The 14,765-nt window shown below is 54.6% G+C and carries 14 protein-coding genes and 1 pseudogene; 5 read left to right on the forward strand and 10 right to left on the reverse strand.

The genetic code is table 11. The annotated features are described in order from the left end of the window. Nucleotides 1–69 precede the first annotated feature (69 nt). Together NO364_RS06295 and NO364_RS06300 are read left to right on the forward strand one after the other, a co-directional pair. Nucleotides 70–432, forward strand: a complete 363-nt coding sequence (locus tag NO364_RS06295; RefSeq protein ID WP_251330876.1) for a HesB/IscA family protein — start codon at nucleotides 70–72, stop codon at nucleotides 430–432. Between the two features lie 48 nt (nucleotides 433–480). Then, on the forward strand, nucleotides 481–909 hold the full coding sequence (locus NO364_RS06300) for an Lrp/AsnC family transcriptional regulator (RefSeq protein ID WP_251330875.1): 429 nt from the start codon (nucleotides 481–483) through the stop codon (nucleotides 907–909). A gap of 86 nt (nucleotides 910–995) precedes the next feature. Here NO364_RS06300 and NO364_RS06305 read toward each other — a convergent pair whose 3' ends face one another. The 9 genes from NO364_RS06305 to NO364_RS06345 all read right to left on the reverse strand — a co-directional run bounded on the left by NO364_RS06305 (nucleotide 996) and on the right by NO364_RS06345 (nucleotide 10,792). Beyond that, nucleotides 996–1,517, reverse strand: a complete 522-nt coding sequence (locus tag NO364_RS06305; protein ID WP_257628816.1) for a sensor histidine kinase — start codon at nucleotides 1,515–1,517, stop codon at nucleotides 996–998. Next, nucleotides 1,514–2,200, reverse strand: coding sequence for a PAS domain-containing protein (locus NO364_RS06310; RefSeq protein WP_257628817.1), 687 nt, complete (start codon nucleotides 2,198–2,200; stop codon nucleotides 1,514–1,516). Before NO364_RS06310 ends, NO364_RS06305 begins: the two co-directional genes overlap by 4 nt. Then, nucleotides 2,142–2,489, reverse strand: coding sequence for a hypothetical protein (locus NO364_RS06315; protein ID WP_257628818.1), 348 nt, complete (start codon nucleotides 2,487–2,489; stop codon nucleotides 2,142–2,144). The genes NO364_RS06310 and NO364_RS06315 overlap by 59 nt, the downstream gene beginning before the upstream one ends. A 178-nt stretch (nucleotides 2,490–2,667) precedes the next feature. Further along, entirely contained in the window at nucleotides 2,668–3,864 is a 1,197-nt protein-coding gene (locus NO364_RS06320; RefSeq protein WP_257628819.1) for a Mur ligase family protein, read from the reverse strand. Between the two features lie 388 nt (nucleotides 3,865–4,252). Then, on the reverse strand, nucleotides 4,253–5,416 hold the full coding sequence (locus NO364_RS06325) for a poly-gamma-glutamate biosynthesis protein PgsC/CapC (RefSeq protein ID WP_257628820.1): 1,164 nt from the start codon (nucleotides 5,414–5,416) through the stop codon (nucleotides 4,253–4,255). A gap of 142 nt (nucleotides 5,417–5,558) precedes the next feature. Further along, complete coding sequence (locus tag NO364_RS06330; RefSeq protein WP_257628821.1) at nucleotides 5,559–5,939, reverse strand: response regulator transcription factor; 381 nt, start codon at nucleotides 5,937–5,939, stop codon at nucleotides 5,559–5,561. A 48-nt stretch (nucleotides 5,940–5,987) separates the two neighbouring features. After that, entirely contained in the window at nucleotides 5,988–8,021 is a 2,034-nt protein-coding gene (locus NO364_RS06335) for a GAF domain-containing protein (RefSeq protein ID WP_257628822.1), read from the reverse strand. Nucleotides 8,022–8,296: 275 nt separating this feature from the next. Further along, nucleotides 8,297–8,743 (reverse strand): FKBP-type peptidyl-prolyl cis-trans isomerase, encoded by a 447-nt coding sequence (locus NO364_RS06340; RefSeq protein ID WP_257628823.1) that lies wholly within the window; start codon nucleotides 8,741–8,743, stop codon nucleotides 8,297–8,299. A 654-nt stretch (nucleotides 8,744–9,397) separates the two neighbouring features. After that, nucleotides 9,398–10,792 carry a protein adenylyltransferase SelO gene (locus tag NO364_RS06345; protein ID WP_257628824.1) on the reverse strand — a complete coding sequence of 465 codons (1,395 nt, stop codon included), beginning with the start codon at nucleotides 10,790–10,792 and terminating at the stop codon, nucleotides 9,398–9,400. A 563-nt stretch (nucleotides 10,793–11,355) separates the two neighbouring features. On the opposite strand from NO364_RS06345, the gene hemC reads away from it, so the two are divergent. From hemC to NO364_RS06360, 3 genes and pseudogenes are all read left to right on the forward strand, one after another. Further along, nucleotides 11,356–12,498, forward strand: a complete 1,143-nt coding sequence (gene hemC / locus NO364_RS06350; protein WP_420191852.1) for a hydroxymethylbilane synthase — start codon at nucleotides 11,356–11,358, stop codon at nucleotides 12,496–12,498. Then, nucleotides 12,491–12,752: pseudogene (locus NO364_RS18280) on the forward strand (SAM-dependent methyltransferase); the annotation flags it as partial. The gene hemC and the pseudogene NO364_RS18280, both read left to right, overlap by 8 nt. 279 nt (nucleotides 12,753–13,031) lie before the next feature. Beyond that, nucleotides 13,032–13,385, forward strand: a complete 354-nt coding sequence (locus tag NO364_RS06360; RefSeq protein WP_246989819.1) for a 4a-hydroxytetrahydrobiopterin dehydratase — start codon at nucleotides 13,032–13,034, stop codon at nucleotides 13,383–13,385. A gap of 208 nt (nucleotides 13,386–13,593) precedes the next feature. On the opposite strand, the gene NO364_RS06365 is transcribed toward NO364_RS06360, so the two are convergent. Next, complete coding sequence (locus NO364_RS06365; RefSeq protein ID WP_256476701.1) at nucleotides 13,594–14,763, reverse strand: ribosome biogenesis/translation initiation ATPase RLI; 1,170 nt, start codon at nucleotides 14,761–14,763, stop codon at nucleotides 13,594–13,596. Between the last annotated feature and the right edge of the window lie 2 nt (nucleotides 14,764–14,765).

The following is a 14,765-nucleotide window of genomic DNA, read 5'->3' on the forward strand; positions in this document are numbered from 1 at the left end:
TTCGAGCCTTAACTCTACGTCACAGTTTTGAGCGCCATGGTTAACACCCTGGCCCAATCAACTCAACGTATGAGTACGACGGCCGAGGAGAGTGAACAACCTGAAATCGAAGTTTCAGAAGCTGCCTCGAATAAGGCTCTCGCTCTCTTAGAGGAAGAAAGCTTGGACACTGACACGGCAGGACTCCGGCTGTTCGTCCAGCAAGGAGGATGCGCGGGTCTATCATATGGGATGCGGTTCGATACGAGTCCCGACGAAGATGATATGATCTACGAGCACCACGGCCTGCGAGTGTTCGTTGATCCCGCGAGTATCCAATATATTGGGGGGAGTGTTGTTGAGTATGAGACGGGTCTCCAAGGCGCAGGCTTTGATGTTGAAAATCCCAACGTCGTCTCGGAGTGTGGCTGTGGCGAATCTTTCCGCACCTGAACACGACTGCCAGCACGATGATCACCGCTTCATATAACAGTAGACACAATGGACGCTGAGGAGCTTGAGCATCGTCTGCTCTCTATTCTCAAAGAGGATCCGAAAGCTTCCCTCGGAGAGATCGCCGACCAAGCTGGCGTCGCGCGACCTACCGCTCGGAAGTATATCCAGAAACTCGAGGAGGAAGGCGCTATCGTCGGGTACACTGTCGAAATCGATCCAAAGAAAGTCAACCACCAGAGCATTGCGATGGTGGGAATTGACGTCGAGAGCGACCAGTACGTTGAGGCGACAAGTAAACTCAGTGATCTCGACTCGCTGACTGCGTTATATACCGCGACCGGGGACCACATGTTGATGGCCGAACTCGAGGCGACAGGAAGTACCGAGCTGAATGAAATCGTTAGCGATCAGATCCTCTCCATTCAGGGCGTGACCACGGCTTGCCCGACTGTTCTTCAAGAACGGCTCAAATAAGACGGGGCTCTTACCGAAGACAGCGAAACAAGAGTCTCGGACTTGGCAGTTATGATTGTGCAAGATACACAGCGCTATCTTACCAATCACTCAAGCGAGGAATCGACCGACGCCTGAGGGAGATGCAATACAACACGTGTTCCACGCGGCGAGTTGTTCTCGAGTGTGACTTCGCCCCCGAACAGCGACCCAGTCCAGTACACAATCCACAGTCCGAGGCCAGTCCCATGTTGCATCGGGGTTTCCACCCCTGTTTCGATCGTTTTTTGCTCATGATCTGGGATGCTCGGTCCGTTATCCGCAATCTCGATGTCGATCCACTGGCCGGTTCGATCGCCAGTTGATTGCCTGGTCGTAACCGTCGCCTCGGGAGTGGGCTGGTCGTTGTGGGTGATCGCGTCTTCTAGGAGTTCTGTGAGCGCTATTTTCAACCGACTATCTGCTTTAGCGTGAACGGAATCCGATTCGCCGGTCGTGAGTGTGGCGTCAGGATACGTGTCGGAAAATTCGTCGACGACTTCGGTCAGAAGCTGAGTCACGTCGCAGGCAGTCTCGGTTGGTGATCCAGTGCCGAACAGTGAACGCACAGTCCCGGCTTGATCACTCATACGGATTGCGCTAACTGTTTACCGCGACGACCGCCCGACTGCGGGCGGTCGACGCGGAAATGACCTAGCGCAATCCGTATCAGACTTGACAGTGCCGCTGCCAGTTCTTCGATCGCTCTCGCGTGCGGTCGGAGCTCTTCGTCGTCGAGCGCATCTCGGAGCATGGGCGCGTTGCCTTCGATGACGTTCATTCCGTTCCGGAGATTGTGGCGCAACACGCGATTGAGAACGTCGAGTTGTTGTTCGCGCAACTGCTGGTTCGTCACGTCGGATTCGATCGTGACGAAATGCGTGATCTTTCCTGTGTCGTTCGGTATCGGCGTGATCGTCTGGTCGACATGATATAATTCCCCATTTTTCCGGCGATTCACGAGATGGGCATCCCACTGGTCGCCTGCGAGAATCGTTTCCCACATCCGGTCGTAGAACACTTCGTCCTGTTTGCCTGATTTAAGAATGCGGGGTGTTCGACCAACAGCTTCCGAACGTGTATAGCCAGACCGGGCTTCGAACATCGGATTCACGTACTCTATCGTGCCCTCTCTGTCGGTAATGAACACGGCATGTCCCGCGTTCTCGACAGCCTTCCTGAACAGCTGCAAGTCCTGCTCGTGTTCTTTACGCTCAGAGATGTCTTCCTGAAACCCGACGTAATTCGTGACGGTTCCAGTGTCGTCTCTCACCGGGGCGATGCTGACTGTCGAGTTTGTACCAGTTCTTCTCCAGCTTCCAGAACGGGAGGGTGTCGGTGACGAGGTCAAGCTCGCCAACGGCTTCGGCTGGATCGAAGCCCTGGTTCAGGTAGGCCTGAAGTTGCTCCGAGATGGATGCCATCGGCCACATCTTTGCGTGTAGCAGCTCGAAACCAAGTATCAGGAGTGCCTTCGAGTTATCAGGAAACTCTGCCGCCAGCTCGGGATTCGACGAAAAGTCGAGATCGATAGATCCAAACTCCTGTAGAGGATTCGGCACGCTTCTGGGACGTTACTGCTGTATAGGTTATAAATAGCAGGTGTCACTTATCATCCATCCCGACTTCACCCTCCGCACCGTAGTACCGCGATAGGCTCCGGTATTGGGCTTCTTCCTGGTCGTCGCTGGCATCGTACTCGTCGGCACAACCTATTCGTTAATGAGCGGTAATAGAGTTCTACGTCGGTTTGATAGATTCGGGCGCTTCCTGTTCCTGAGTACGTACAACCTCCTCGAACTCACGCATGAACTCATCGACGGTGTTTCCCATGATGACGACAGGCTCGCCCTCTGCAAGAAGATCGGTCAGCACAGTCTCGGCGTCGCTTCCTTTGTCGTGTCGGATGACCGGCAGCTCGGTATTCTCAGCGAACGCACGCGTATTGGCCCCACCAACGTGGGCTTCATTGACGTGGCCTTGGTCGTAGAGGAGGTCAACGTACTCTGCGAACGAGGCGGTTCGACCCCGCCGGTCTCGGCGGAGATAGACGAACGGGAGTATCTGTTCATCTTCCGAAACGAGTGCCTGACGGACCATCTCCGTGCTCTCGACGTCGTTCACTTGTGCTGCGTTGAACACACGACCGTCAGGAAGTCGGGTCCACTCCGGCTGAATCGCGTCCAAAAACGCTTCGAGTTCACCGTCAGGGAGCGGCGATTCGTCGAGAAACGACAGAACCGCGTCGATCGCGTGCGCAGTCTCTGCCCCGATCATCCCCTCGTGCCGGTCGGGAATCACGACCTGCTCGATGGTGCCCCCTCGGCGTTCGATCTCCTCTCGCATGTAGTCGTGGAGAACAGGGTGTTGTTCCCCACTAATGACGTGTGTCCCGGCGGAGACCGACCGCGCGAATGATCGGGCGATATTGGTCCGCGTCTTGCCAAGCGTGTCATTGTGATCCTGCCGGACGTTGGTGAGAATGACGATGTCCGGATTGATCAGTTGCTGATTGATAAGCCGCGTCGTGTACTCGGTGATGCCCTGATTTTCGAAGATGCCGATATCCTCGGCGGCATAGGCATCGAGTTCCGGAGCGAACTCCCCGATTACGCTGATGTTCTCGTACAGCGTCGTCCGAGGGCCCCGACGTTCGATGGGGTGAACCTCGCCGTTGTGGATGAGTGTCGGATGGTTCCCGGTGATCTTCGTCAGGGTATCGTAGCCGCGGCGATTGAACACGTCGTCGAGGCGGCGAGTCGTCGATGTCTTGCCACGGCTCCCCGCGACGGCAATGCGAGTGTCCAGGCGTCGGAGTGCCTTGCGGTGACGGAACCCTCGTGTTAACTCTTTAATGATACCGGTCAGACTCGGCTTCCCGACCTCGATAGACCGTGGTCCGTCCCGCCACTCGTATTCGGCACCGACCATGAACATGGGGAGGGCCCCGCGGCCCGCTCCAGGAACCGATCCAACGCATGCCTGGCATCGCTTTCGGTCGGGAACCGGTCTGCGCTGTTGGCGAGGGTGCGCTCGGGTGTCTGCAATTGCCACACCCAATTGTTCCGATCCTGTGGAAGGTCGCCAGTAGGCGTCGGGTCTTCTCTGACGATCGTTGCCGGGTCGCTGATATCCTCGCTTTCGAACGCCTCTTCATCACCGGTGAGCGAGGCAACTGCTCCTCGAACTTGGTCGACAGCCTGTCGGGCCTCTCGTGATGTATCGTAGTGATGGCCGCCGGTCGCTACCACGCGTTCCTGAACGCGAAGTCGCCATGACCACCCAAACCCACGTCCGTATATCTCGTAGGCAGTCGTGTACGTGCTCATGAGTCACCCTCCGAAAGAACGGACGCAGACAGTACCTCAGTCTCATCAGGTTGGGCGACCGCATACCGGCGTCCGAGTCCCAGACCTACCAACAGAAGGAGTATACCTGTCAGTATCACAGGCAGCGTGAGTTCTTGTGGGATACCCTTCGGTTCCGGTGTGGCGAACACCCGTGCGACGAGCAACACTGGAACGAACACAACGGCCTGGAGTGGTAGTACCAGCCGCCGCTCGAATGGCCCTGTCACGTGAGCGTTATATGCAATTATGCCACCGAGGAACGCGACAAAAAAGGCAGACAATCCACGATCAATCGGGAACAACAGTGTGAGTGGAACTGCCATGAGAACCGCAAACGCGATAGTGGTTCCAAGGAGCACCCTGCCATACCGCAGTGTTGCGTGGTTCGCTGCCTGGACAAAGCCAAACGCAAGGACGAACAAAACCACGTACATCACGATGAGCCAGTAGTTCGTGAGGGCGTAGACTGCCAACAGGACAGCCGCGATGATGCCGACCCGGACGCCGAATTGCGCTCTGATGCGCTCGGATATAATCAGACCAATTATAAAGAGACCAGCCACGACTTCCCTCGATATGACGACCGCTTCTGTTGGGATATCAACGACTGCATTATTATACACCGCGACGTCAGCGCTCGCTGCGAACAACACCGGTGGCGTCACCGTCCCATATCGGGCAGCGATTCCGGGAGAGACCAGTACAAAACCGAGAGCGAACAATGCCGTGAACAGGCCGATAGTTGCGAGTAAATCGTTCCGTCGAAACTCCGGCTTGATACTATGAAAGTTGTACGCCGCTAACCCCGGAAGAATGCTGCCGAGTAAGACGATGAGATCTGCACCAAACCCAACCTCTATGAGCCCAAGAAGCGTTACCAACGGGACTGACGTTCCAATGATCAATGCGGCGACAAATTCGCCTCGACCGTAGATCAGGGTCCGCTGTCGAAGATACCAGAGGCCGATGTACGCTGCGATAGTACTGAGGACGAACACAGGCAACATCAGGACGTTCTTGAGCGTGTACACCGCGAGTACCGGCACGGTGATTGATCCACCAAGACGGTACCCCGTAAACTGCGTGGTCAGTGCTACGCCGAGTATCCCAACAACGGCCAACAGCGTAGCAACCCACATTACAAAAAGAAACGAGACTGATACCTAAAGGTCCACGCATATGAACGACTACTACTCGACACTCATACTGTCGGCTGTAACATCTTGAAACTAATTCGCCACCGGGGTGGCGAATAGTTTTAGGTACTTACAGCCGAGAGTATCAGACTGCGTCGAGAACGACCTCGATTCGGCCCACAAGTTCGGCTTCGGAAAAGGGCTTTGCCACAAAATCGTCAGCACCGGCGTCGAGTGCTTGCACGATATCTTCCTCCCGGTTGCGGGACGTCAACATGACAACTGGCAGATCCACGAGTGCGTCGTGATCCCGGATACGTTCGAGGACGGAAAGGCCATCGAGTTCGGGCATCATTACGTCTAACACCACGAGATCTGGTGGATCGCTGGTCCGTGATCCGAGATGCTCCCAACACGCATCACCATCTGTGAACGCCACCACGTCCCATCCGTTGTCAGTCAGGTTGAATTCGACGGCTTCCCGGGTCGTCTCATCGTCCTCCGCAATGACTATTTCGGCGGTCATGTGTGTCTCCTATCCACATGTTGTCGCGGCGACGCTTGGTTCCACGGGTCATTCGCTCCGTTCACCAGTTCGGATTTCGATGCGTGCTCCCTGATCTGTGGCGGGGACTAAGAGGTCCCACCCGTGTGCTTCCACGACATCGATAACGCTCATGAGTCCGATTCCAATCCCCGACATCTCGTCCGTGTCTCCGAGTGCTTCGATCTCCGTCCGTTGCTTCTCGGAAAACCCTGGCCCGTCATCGGCGACGTAGAACCCCCCCTCGTCAGCGAGGGGGCCAACTTCCACGGTAACGTCGTCGCCGCCGTGTTCGACGCTGTTGCGGAAGAGATTGCCGAACAGTTGCAGCAGTCGTGTCTCATCGGCCTGTATCTCACCGAGCGGGTCGTCTGCGGACAAGGACGCTTTCGGGGCGTCGGTGTATGACCACGCCTCCTCCACGATTGGTTGTAATTGGTGGGTGCGTATGTTGATTGCCTGGCGATCACCGCGGGCGATCATTAGCAACTCGTCGATGAGTTCCTCCATTCGGTCCAGGGACTGTTCGACGCGCTCGAAATGCTGTGACTCGTTCGTTTTGCGGGCGATTTCGAGAAAGCCGACCGCTCCCGTCATTGGGTTTCGGAGGTCGTGTGCCACGACGTCGGCAAACTCTTCGAGGCGGTCGTTCTGTCGCTGGAGTGCTTCACCACGCTCGGCTAGCTGTTCTTCGCGCTTGACTGCGGTTATAGCCTCCGTGACCAACGCTTCAAGCAGTCGGAGGCTTTCGATGTCAATCTCGTCGAACGCACGTGGCTCGGTCGCAGAACTCGTGATGATGCCCTGATTCCCGCAGGGAACGTGGACCTCTGACCGCAATGGCGTCTCCGGATTGTAGGTTTCTGGTTGTTCGGTCAGGTCCTCGTAGTACCGGATTTTGCCACTATCGAAACTCTCCCAAATGAGTGCGTCACCTCGCTCGAACGTCGGGGCCTCCCCAACGACCCGTACTGCTTCGTCTGTTTCGGCCACCGCGCGTAACACGTCTTCGGTGGCATCGTACTCCCAAAACGCACTCACCGGGAGATTGAGCAACTCGACGACCATCTCCATCGTGATCTGTGCGACGTCCGTCGTCGTTTCAGCCGTCAGCAACCGCTGTGATACTTCGTGCAGACTTTCCAGGCGATCTTCGAACCGCTGCCGTTCGAGTTCGTACCCGGCCCACTGTCCAAGTAGCTTGATCACCTCCCGTTCGCCGGCGTTGAATTCCCGGTCACGGTCGTGTGGGGCCGCAAAGCAGAACGTCCCATAGAGGTTCTCTCCGACCATGACCTTCGTTCCGATATAGCAGCCTAAGTCGAACAGTTCGTACGCCGAGTCGTCTTCGCCCAACTCCGCTCGTGCGTCCTGCATACCAACTAGGTCGTCGCTTTGGATGGTTTTCCGGCAGTACGACTGTTCCAGCGGTGCGGTTTCGTCTGGCTGGAGCAGTGTATGATCGCCAACAGCGTGTACAATCTCTTGTGTGTCTTCCTCTATTTTCGACAGGAACCCAAAGGGCAGATCCAGGTACTTACACCCAATAGAGAGGATGCGCTCGGCTTTTTGTTCGAACGTGAGAGCGTCCTCTGCACCAACTTGATAGAGTTTGGCCAGCACCTCCTGTTTTTGTTCTGCCGCCCGGGCCCTTCGCTCGCGCTCTGTCACATCCCGGACCACGCCGACGATATCGTCAGTGCCGTCGTCCCGGATATGTTTCGAGACGCGAACGTCTACCATCTGTTCGGTTTCCTGACCAATTTCGAAGGTCAGGATTTCATCCTGGATTTCTCCGTCGGCAATGGAGTTGATGGTCGTAACGAATCGCTCAAACTCGGCGGATTCAACCAGTCCTGATTCAACCAGCGTGTCGAACGTGTTGCCAACCAGTTCGTTCCGCTCACGTCCAGTCAACGAGCAAAGCGAGTCGTTGACGTAGGTGATGGTACCGTCCAGATTGACGACGAACACACCGTCCCGCACCGCTTCGATGATGGATCTATAGGGTCTGGTGCTCTCTTCGTAATCCCCCGAAGCACCATTATGGGGGCCTGTGTCCATGTTTACCTGTCACACTAATTCAGGATAGATGTTTTGTTCCACGGACCGCAACCTCGTGAAGAGGGATTGCTGAACAGAGCTTCACACGATTATGCAGCAGTGGTCGGTGCCACCACTCTATTGATACCAGAGACAGCGTGGTGTCTTCAGAGTGTAGATTGTGCAGGAGCTATTCCGGCAACAAAAAGGCTCGAGGACGTACCAACTATTTAAACGAGGGGGCCTTCCCGCCCAAACGAAATTTCTGCTCAGAGCACTCTTACCGTCTTGATGAGTCAGTTAACGTTGATAATCTCGATATCGAACTCAAGCGTCTCGCCTGCGAGTGGGCTGTTGAAATCCACTTCAACAACATCATCACCAACGTCCGTGACTTCGCCCTGGTTACCGTCCTGCGTCTCAAGGTACGCACCTTCCTCGGGGAGGTCGCCATCAAGCATCTGGCGAAGCTCTGCGGTTTCGAACTCTCGAACCTGCTTTTCGGCCCACTCGCCATAGCCCTTCTCTGGAGGAATCGCAACTGTGGGGGTAGCCCCTTGCTCTAACCCGCTTAGGGCCTCCTCCAATCCGCCAAGGATCCGACCTGCGCCGACTTCCACCGTTATTGACTGGTATTCCCGATCAGGCTGTGAATCAGCTAATCCTGTTTCTCTAGCTACTGATTCGCGCGTTGTATCGAAGACGACTCCATCGTCGGTTCGTCCTGTGTACTCAATTTCCACTGATACGGATTATTCCAAGACATTTCGGGATCGACCGCACGATTGCATGCGGTCGACCCGGTAAACGCTTGCAATAATCCGTATGAGTCGCCAGTAGTGATTGTCGCGTGTGTATAATGTACGACAGGCGCAAAAGGCCTTGGATCGTGGGGATTGTGACCGAGTACGGATTCGCAGCGTCCAATCGGCGTCTTCCCTGATAGTGTTTATTGTAGCGATTTACCGGTACGACCGCACGAAAGCGTGCGGTCGATCCGGAACAGACCTACAATAATCACTATGAGGCATTTGGTATCGCTTGGGAAACCAACTCTACGTCATCCTAACTATCTCAGTATTGCACGTTAGCGCGAGAGAAGTCCGTGATCGGCATCATCCATCCTACCGCCTTCGTCACGCTATTATATCAACGTGCGAAGCTGAGTGATTTTTAGCTAAACATGAACGGTGTCGCAGAAGAGTTTCCTACCTCTCTGCCGACGGTAACGGAGAAAACAAATACTGCTGTGACCAGGAACCTTCCCAATCTCTATCGGGAATCGAGTGCTGAATAGAGGGAGCGAGTCTTATGATCTTTTTACTAACGTTCTCTGGGTATTCAGTGAATCAAATAAAACGGCTTTTGATAAATAAAAATCACTTATAAAAATCCTATCACGTGTTGCAATAAGTTGTGTACTCTGAATCAAATTTTTCTGAAGGCGGTTGTTGAAATTGTGAATTCGCATCTTTCGATTCATAAGGATTTTCCAAGACATTCAATAAATCCTTAAATTTAGAGAGATTTTCTTTTTCTAGATACTCATTCAGTGTCTCTTCTATCAAGTAGTTGCGGGGAATATAACGGGGATTAGTTTTCTTCATCATCTTCCCATCCAAGCCGATACCAGATAATTCATCCCGGATATGTTTGAAATCTTCAGATGAATAGACTGGGTCATCAAAGGAGCCAGGAGTTTCTAATTCTATGAATGTATTCGTGTAGTCTGCTCTAGATTCACGAAGCCAGTCTAAGAATGCATCTACTATTGCTTCCTCTCCGTCTGATTTGATCCCTAGTTTCTTTCTCATCATACTATAGTATTTAGCATCAAATATTTCTTCAAAATTGTCTAGCTTGGCTTCTAGTTCATCAAAAGCGTGAGATGATTCTTGAAAAAGCTGTTGTAGGGATTCTGCGAAACGTCCAAGATTCCATTTCAAAATAGGTTTTTGATTCCCGAAAGAGTATCTACCTCTTTTGTCCACAGAGCTGAAGACAGCATCTTCGTCGTAATAATTCATGAATGTACATGGTCCGTAATCAAATGTTTCCCCATCTATACTCATGTTGTCTGTATTCATGACGCCGTGTATGAATCCTACACGCATCCAGTCAACTACCATATCTATAGAAGATCGCATAACTTCATCAAAAAAATCTGTGTATTTTTTATCCTTGTTATTCAAGTGAGGATAGTGCCTGTCGATTACATAATCAGTGAATTCCTCAAGTTCTTCGGATGCTTGACTTGCCACATATTGGAAAGTGCCGTATCTAATGTGGCTTCTCATCACTCTTACAAGGATGGCTCCGGGTTCTGTTCTACGTCTCTGAACTGATTCGTCGGTCTCGATTACTGCCAGACTCCTAGATGTTTTTATACCAAGATTTTTCATCGCGTATGAGTAAATATACTCTCTGAGCATGGAACTAACAGTTGCGTTCCCATCGCCTCTTCCTGAGTAAGGGGTTCTCCCAGAGCCTTTCAGTTGAATATCATATCTACTACCGTCGTGCACATGTTCGCCTAGTATCATCGCTCTTCCGTCGCCAAGTACAGTATAATTTCCAAATTGATGTCCTGCATATGCTTGAGCAATCGGTTCTTCCAGAAGTTTTTGCCCTGAAAGAATCTGACTGTTCAAATCCTCTTTATTTAATCCAAGGCCATCACACAAATCTTCATTAAGAAGTAAAATCTCCGGATTATTGATATCTTCAGGCGTCACTCTCGAATAGAGGTTGGAGTCCAAATCTTTGTACGTTGTGTCAAAGGAAAGGGACATGTGTTATCTTTAGTGTCTAAGGTTTCCATTTTAATAAGTTGTTCCTTGTGAACTACCCTACCCTGCTCGCGCTGACGCGCTCGCTGAAATGAGTGGCTCGCGGTTGCGCCCCTCTGCATCTTGTACCCCATTTGTGATAGAAACCATATGCGAAGCTGAGGACGTGCAAGATGGAGAGCATGAGTGACACGATAATATTGAGTCGAAAGGCCCTGCACTGTTGGTCAGATAAGCCGACTTGGTGATCGTATCAATCCTGTTTTTCCCTGCCGTTTTGCGGTCAGCGATGCTGCAACCAGCGCCACCGCCGAGAGAACAGCTTGACTCTCAACGTTGACGTTTGTTTTCCTTGCGTGCACGGACGCGGTCAAAACCGGTGAACGACTTCAGCCTCGAGAATACGCGTTTGACACCTGCCCGTGGGTGTCGATGCATCCGTTCTTTGATCGCTTGGGAAATATAGTCTCAGTAACACTCGAACGGATCAGACCGGGTACGCCAGCCGGTGGCGTGCAGCCATCGATGAGGAAGGAGGTTTTATTCCTGACGGCCGATGCGAGGATATGAGCACCTGCGGGACCCTACGGCTGGCGACGAGGGGATCCGACCTCGCCCAGCGACAGGCGGCAATCGTCAAGGAAGCCCTCGAGGATCGCCGATGCGAGGTCCAACTCGTCGAAGTCGAAACTCGCGGCGATCAACTCAGAGACGAACTCATCCATCGGCTCGGGAAGACCGGTGCCTTCGTCCGCGCGCTCGATGAGGAATTTCTTGAGGACGAACTCGACGGGGCGATTCATTCGATGAAGGACATGCCGACCGAACAGCCCGAGGAGCTAACTGTCGCCGGCATCCCCAAACGGGCATCGCCCGAGGATGTCCTCATTTCTCCCGACGGTTACGACCTCGAGACACTCCCAGAAGGGGCACGCGTTGGGACCGCCAGCCTCCGACGGCGTGCCCAGTTGCTCGCCAGACGGTCGGATCTCGATGTCGAACCACTCCGGGGGAACATCGATACCCGCATCGAGAAACTCCTCGCGCCACACCTCCAGGCCGAACACCAGGCACGACTCGACGCCAAGGAGGACGAGGCCATCGAAAGCGAGGGCGAGAATACGGACGGAACACAAACGGCGACCGCCGGCGCGATCGATGACAATCTCACCGTCGACGAGTGGTTCAACGATCTCGCCGAGATCGAACGGCGGGCGATGGAACGGACCGTCGAGACCGAGTTCGACGCGATCGTTCTCGCGGCCGCCGGTATCGAACGGAGCGGGTTCGATCGACACCTCGAGTACGTCACACTGCCGCCGCGGACAGTCGCGCCGGCCCCCGGCCAGGGTGCCATCGCCGTCACGGCCCTCGATGACAGTGACGCCAGCGAGGCGATTCACGACGCTGTCGATCATCGCCGGACAAGAATCGAGACGACGACGGAACGCGTGATCCTCGGGACCCTCGGGGGTGGCTGTATCGCACCGATCGGGGTCTATGCGATCGTCGAGAGCAACTTCGTTCACGTCGTCGTGCAGGTGTATAGCCAGGACGGCGAGGAATCGGTAACGGCGAGCCGCGATCTCTCGACCAAACAGTACGTCAAGCAGGCCAGCGCGTTCGCCGATGATCTCGCAGACCGGGGTGCCGCCGAGCTTATCGACGCCGCCGACACGACACGCGACCGGGACGTCTACGATGAGTGAGATGGATCAACCAGGGACGGTGTATCTCATCGGAAGCGGTCCCGGTGAGCCGGAGCTGCTGACGGTTAAGGCCAAACGGCTGCTCGAAACGGCGGATATCGTCCTGCACGATAACCGGCCAGGCCCGGAAATCATCGAATAGATCCCCCGGAGAAACGCGAGTACATCGGTAAGCGGGCCGGCAGCGATCGAACCCCCAATCGGTGAACAACGACCAGTTCGTCGCGCTGTCCCGTGCGGGCAAGACCGTCGTCGGATTCAGAGAGTGGCTTCGACCGCGTGTACGAGTACTCCTCGTCCGGGGCTACAGTAGAGTTCACGACGGAGTTGGAACGTTCTGAATATCTGATTAGACTGCTCTCCTGTAGCGTAGCGGGACCAGATCAGGAGATCAGGGCATCCCCGTCGAGGTAAGGCCAAGTATGTCCGTGGAACTGCCCCGTCTTCAGTGGGGTGCACTACTGGTTCCGGCCACTTCCGCCAGCCTACCGAAGAACGAACACACAAGTATCGAGCGCGTCGAACGTATGGGCATGGCATCATCACTTGCCGACGAAGCATGTGAGGCCTGTACATCAGAGGATGAACCGCTCACAGAGGCAGAGTACGCCGAGTACCTAACTGAAATCGACGATGATGTCTGGGAAGTCGTTAATGACCATCATCTTGAAGCGGAGTATCCGTTCGAAGATTTCCGCGATGCACTTGAGTTCACGTACGAGATCGGGGAACTTGCTGAACAAGAGTGGCATCACCCAGATATCTCGCTTCAATGGGGCGAGGTGGGAGTCGAAATGTGGACGCACAAAATCGACGGACTGCACAAGACCGACTTCGTAATGGCGGCGCGCATGGATCGGATTCACGAAGAATACGCTCCAGAGTAGCCTGCACCGATTACAAATACTCACTTTCGACGGCGAAGCCGTCGCGGGACCGACGGTGATGCTCCGGCGGGTGGGGGTCTACCGGACGAACGCGCGACCCCACAGCGCCGCGGGCCTCGGCGAGGCCGGATCGGGGACCAGACCCGGCCGGGGGCCGCGTTGCTGTTCCACCCGAACATGCTCTTCGCACGGGGCGGCGTGGGCCTGATCAACGACGCCGATCATAGTAGTATTCTCCATTGGCTTTTTGTTCTCGGTCAAGTTGGCTGCCAGGCTTGTTGACTCGGGGACGTCCCGTGCGCTCATCGCGACGGAACGTAATCTCAAGCGACGAGAGAAACGTGTTCATCCCATCTCGTATCGATTGTGGTGCCTTCGCGTGCCCACGTTCTCCTGGGGTTCCTTCGAACACGACTAAGCGATCGGCGAATCGATCAATTACGAAGAGATCGTGATCAACAACAAAAATCGGTTGATCAATTCGTTTGCTAAATTGATGAATCTGGTCAGCGAGGGACACACGCCGGTCAACGTCCAAAAACGCAGACGGTTCGTCGATGAGATACAGATCGGCATCGCGAGCGAGGCACAGTGCGACACCGACTCGCTGTAGTTCGCCGCCGGAGAGGGAATCGAGATGTCGGTCGTACAGCACCTCGAGATCGAACGGGTCTCGGATCCATGTTTTGAAGCGCCGGGAGTGGATGTCAGTAACCGCTGCGAACTGTTCGCGCACTGTCGCCTGGCTATCCGGCGCTATGTACTGTGGTTTGTACGAGACAGAAAGAGTACCCGGAACAGCTCCGCTATCAGGTTCAATACCCCCTGCGAGTAGTTTCACGAACGTCGTCTTTCCGAGAGCGTTCTCTCCGACGATACCGATCGATTCACTCGCGTAAATCTGGCCTGAATCGACTGACAACGCGAATCCGGTGAATTCCTTCTGTAGTTCCGGGTATTCGAAGACTGGGTCCTTGTTGGGTACCCCACGCTCGCTGGCTGAAGGGAACTCGATAGCATCGCCGCGGATCTGAACGTTCTCTTCGGCCAGGTATCCATCCAGAAACTGATTGATACCTGCACGAACCGAGAGTCGCTGGGAGGCGACTCCGAAGCCACCCGGGGCCCCATACAGGATATGGACCCCGTCCGAGAGCAGGTCAAGCATCGCCAGATCGTGTTCGATGACGATCGCTGACGCATCGGTATCCTGAATACGTTCGTGGATTACGTGCGAAACAGTCGACCGCTGTTTGGCGTCTAGGAAGGACGACGGTTCGTCGAACAAGTAGAGGTCTGCATCGCTCAACAGCGTCGTTGCGATGGCGACACGCTGTCGTTCACCACCGGAGAGGTCACCTAGCGACCGGCCACTGATTG

The sequence above is a fragment of the Haloplanus salinarum genome, from assembly GCF_024498175.1.
Classification (GTDB): Archaea; Halobacteriota; Halobacteria; order Halobacteriales; family Haloferacaceae; genus Haloplanus; species Haloplanus salinarum.

Coding starts and splice junctions, on each gene's coding strand:
- NO364_RS06295 (WP_251330876.1), top strand. CDS start 70: ATGAGTACGACGGCCGAGGAGAGTGAACAACCTGAAATCGAAGTTTCA.
- NO364_RS06300 (WP_251330875.1), top strand. CDS start 481: ATGGACGCTGAGGAGCTTGAGCATCGTCTGCTCTCTATTCTCAAAGAG.
- NO364_RS06305 (WP_257628816.1), bottom strand. CDS start 1,517: ATGAGTGATCAAGCCGGGACTGTGCGTTCACTGTTCGGCACTGGATCA.
- NO364_RS06320 (WP_257628819.1), bottom strand. CDS start 3,864: ATGTTCATGGTCGGTGCCGAATACGAGTGGCGGGACGGACCACGGTCT.
- NO364_RS06325 (WP_257628820.1), bottom strand. CDS start 5,416: ATGTGGGTTGCTACGCTGTTGGCCGTTGTTGGGATACTCGGCGTAGCA.
- NO364_RS06330 (WP_257628821.1), bottom strand. CDS start 5,939: ATGACCGCCGAAATAGTCATTGCGGAGGACGATGAGACGACCCGGGAA.
- NO364_RS06335 (WP_257628822.1), bottom strand. CDS start 8,021: ATGGACACAGGCCCCCATAATGGTGCTTCGGGGGATTACGAAGAGAGC.
- NO364_RS06345 (WP_257628824.1), bottom strand. CDS start 10,792: ATGTCCCTTTCCTTTGACACAACGTACAAAGATTTGGACTCCAACCTC.
- hemC (WP_420191852.1), top strand. CDS start 11,356: ATGAGCACCTGCGGGACCCTACGGCTGGCGACGAGGGGATCCGACCTC.
- NO364_RS06360 (WP_246989819.1), top strand. CDS start 13,032: ATGGCATCATCACTTGCCGACGAAGCATGTGAGGCCTGTACATCAGAG.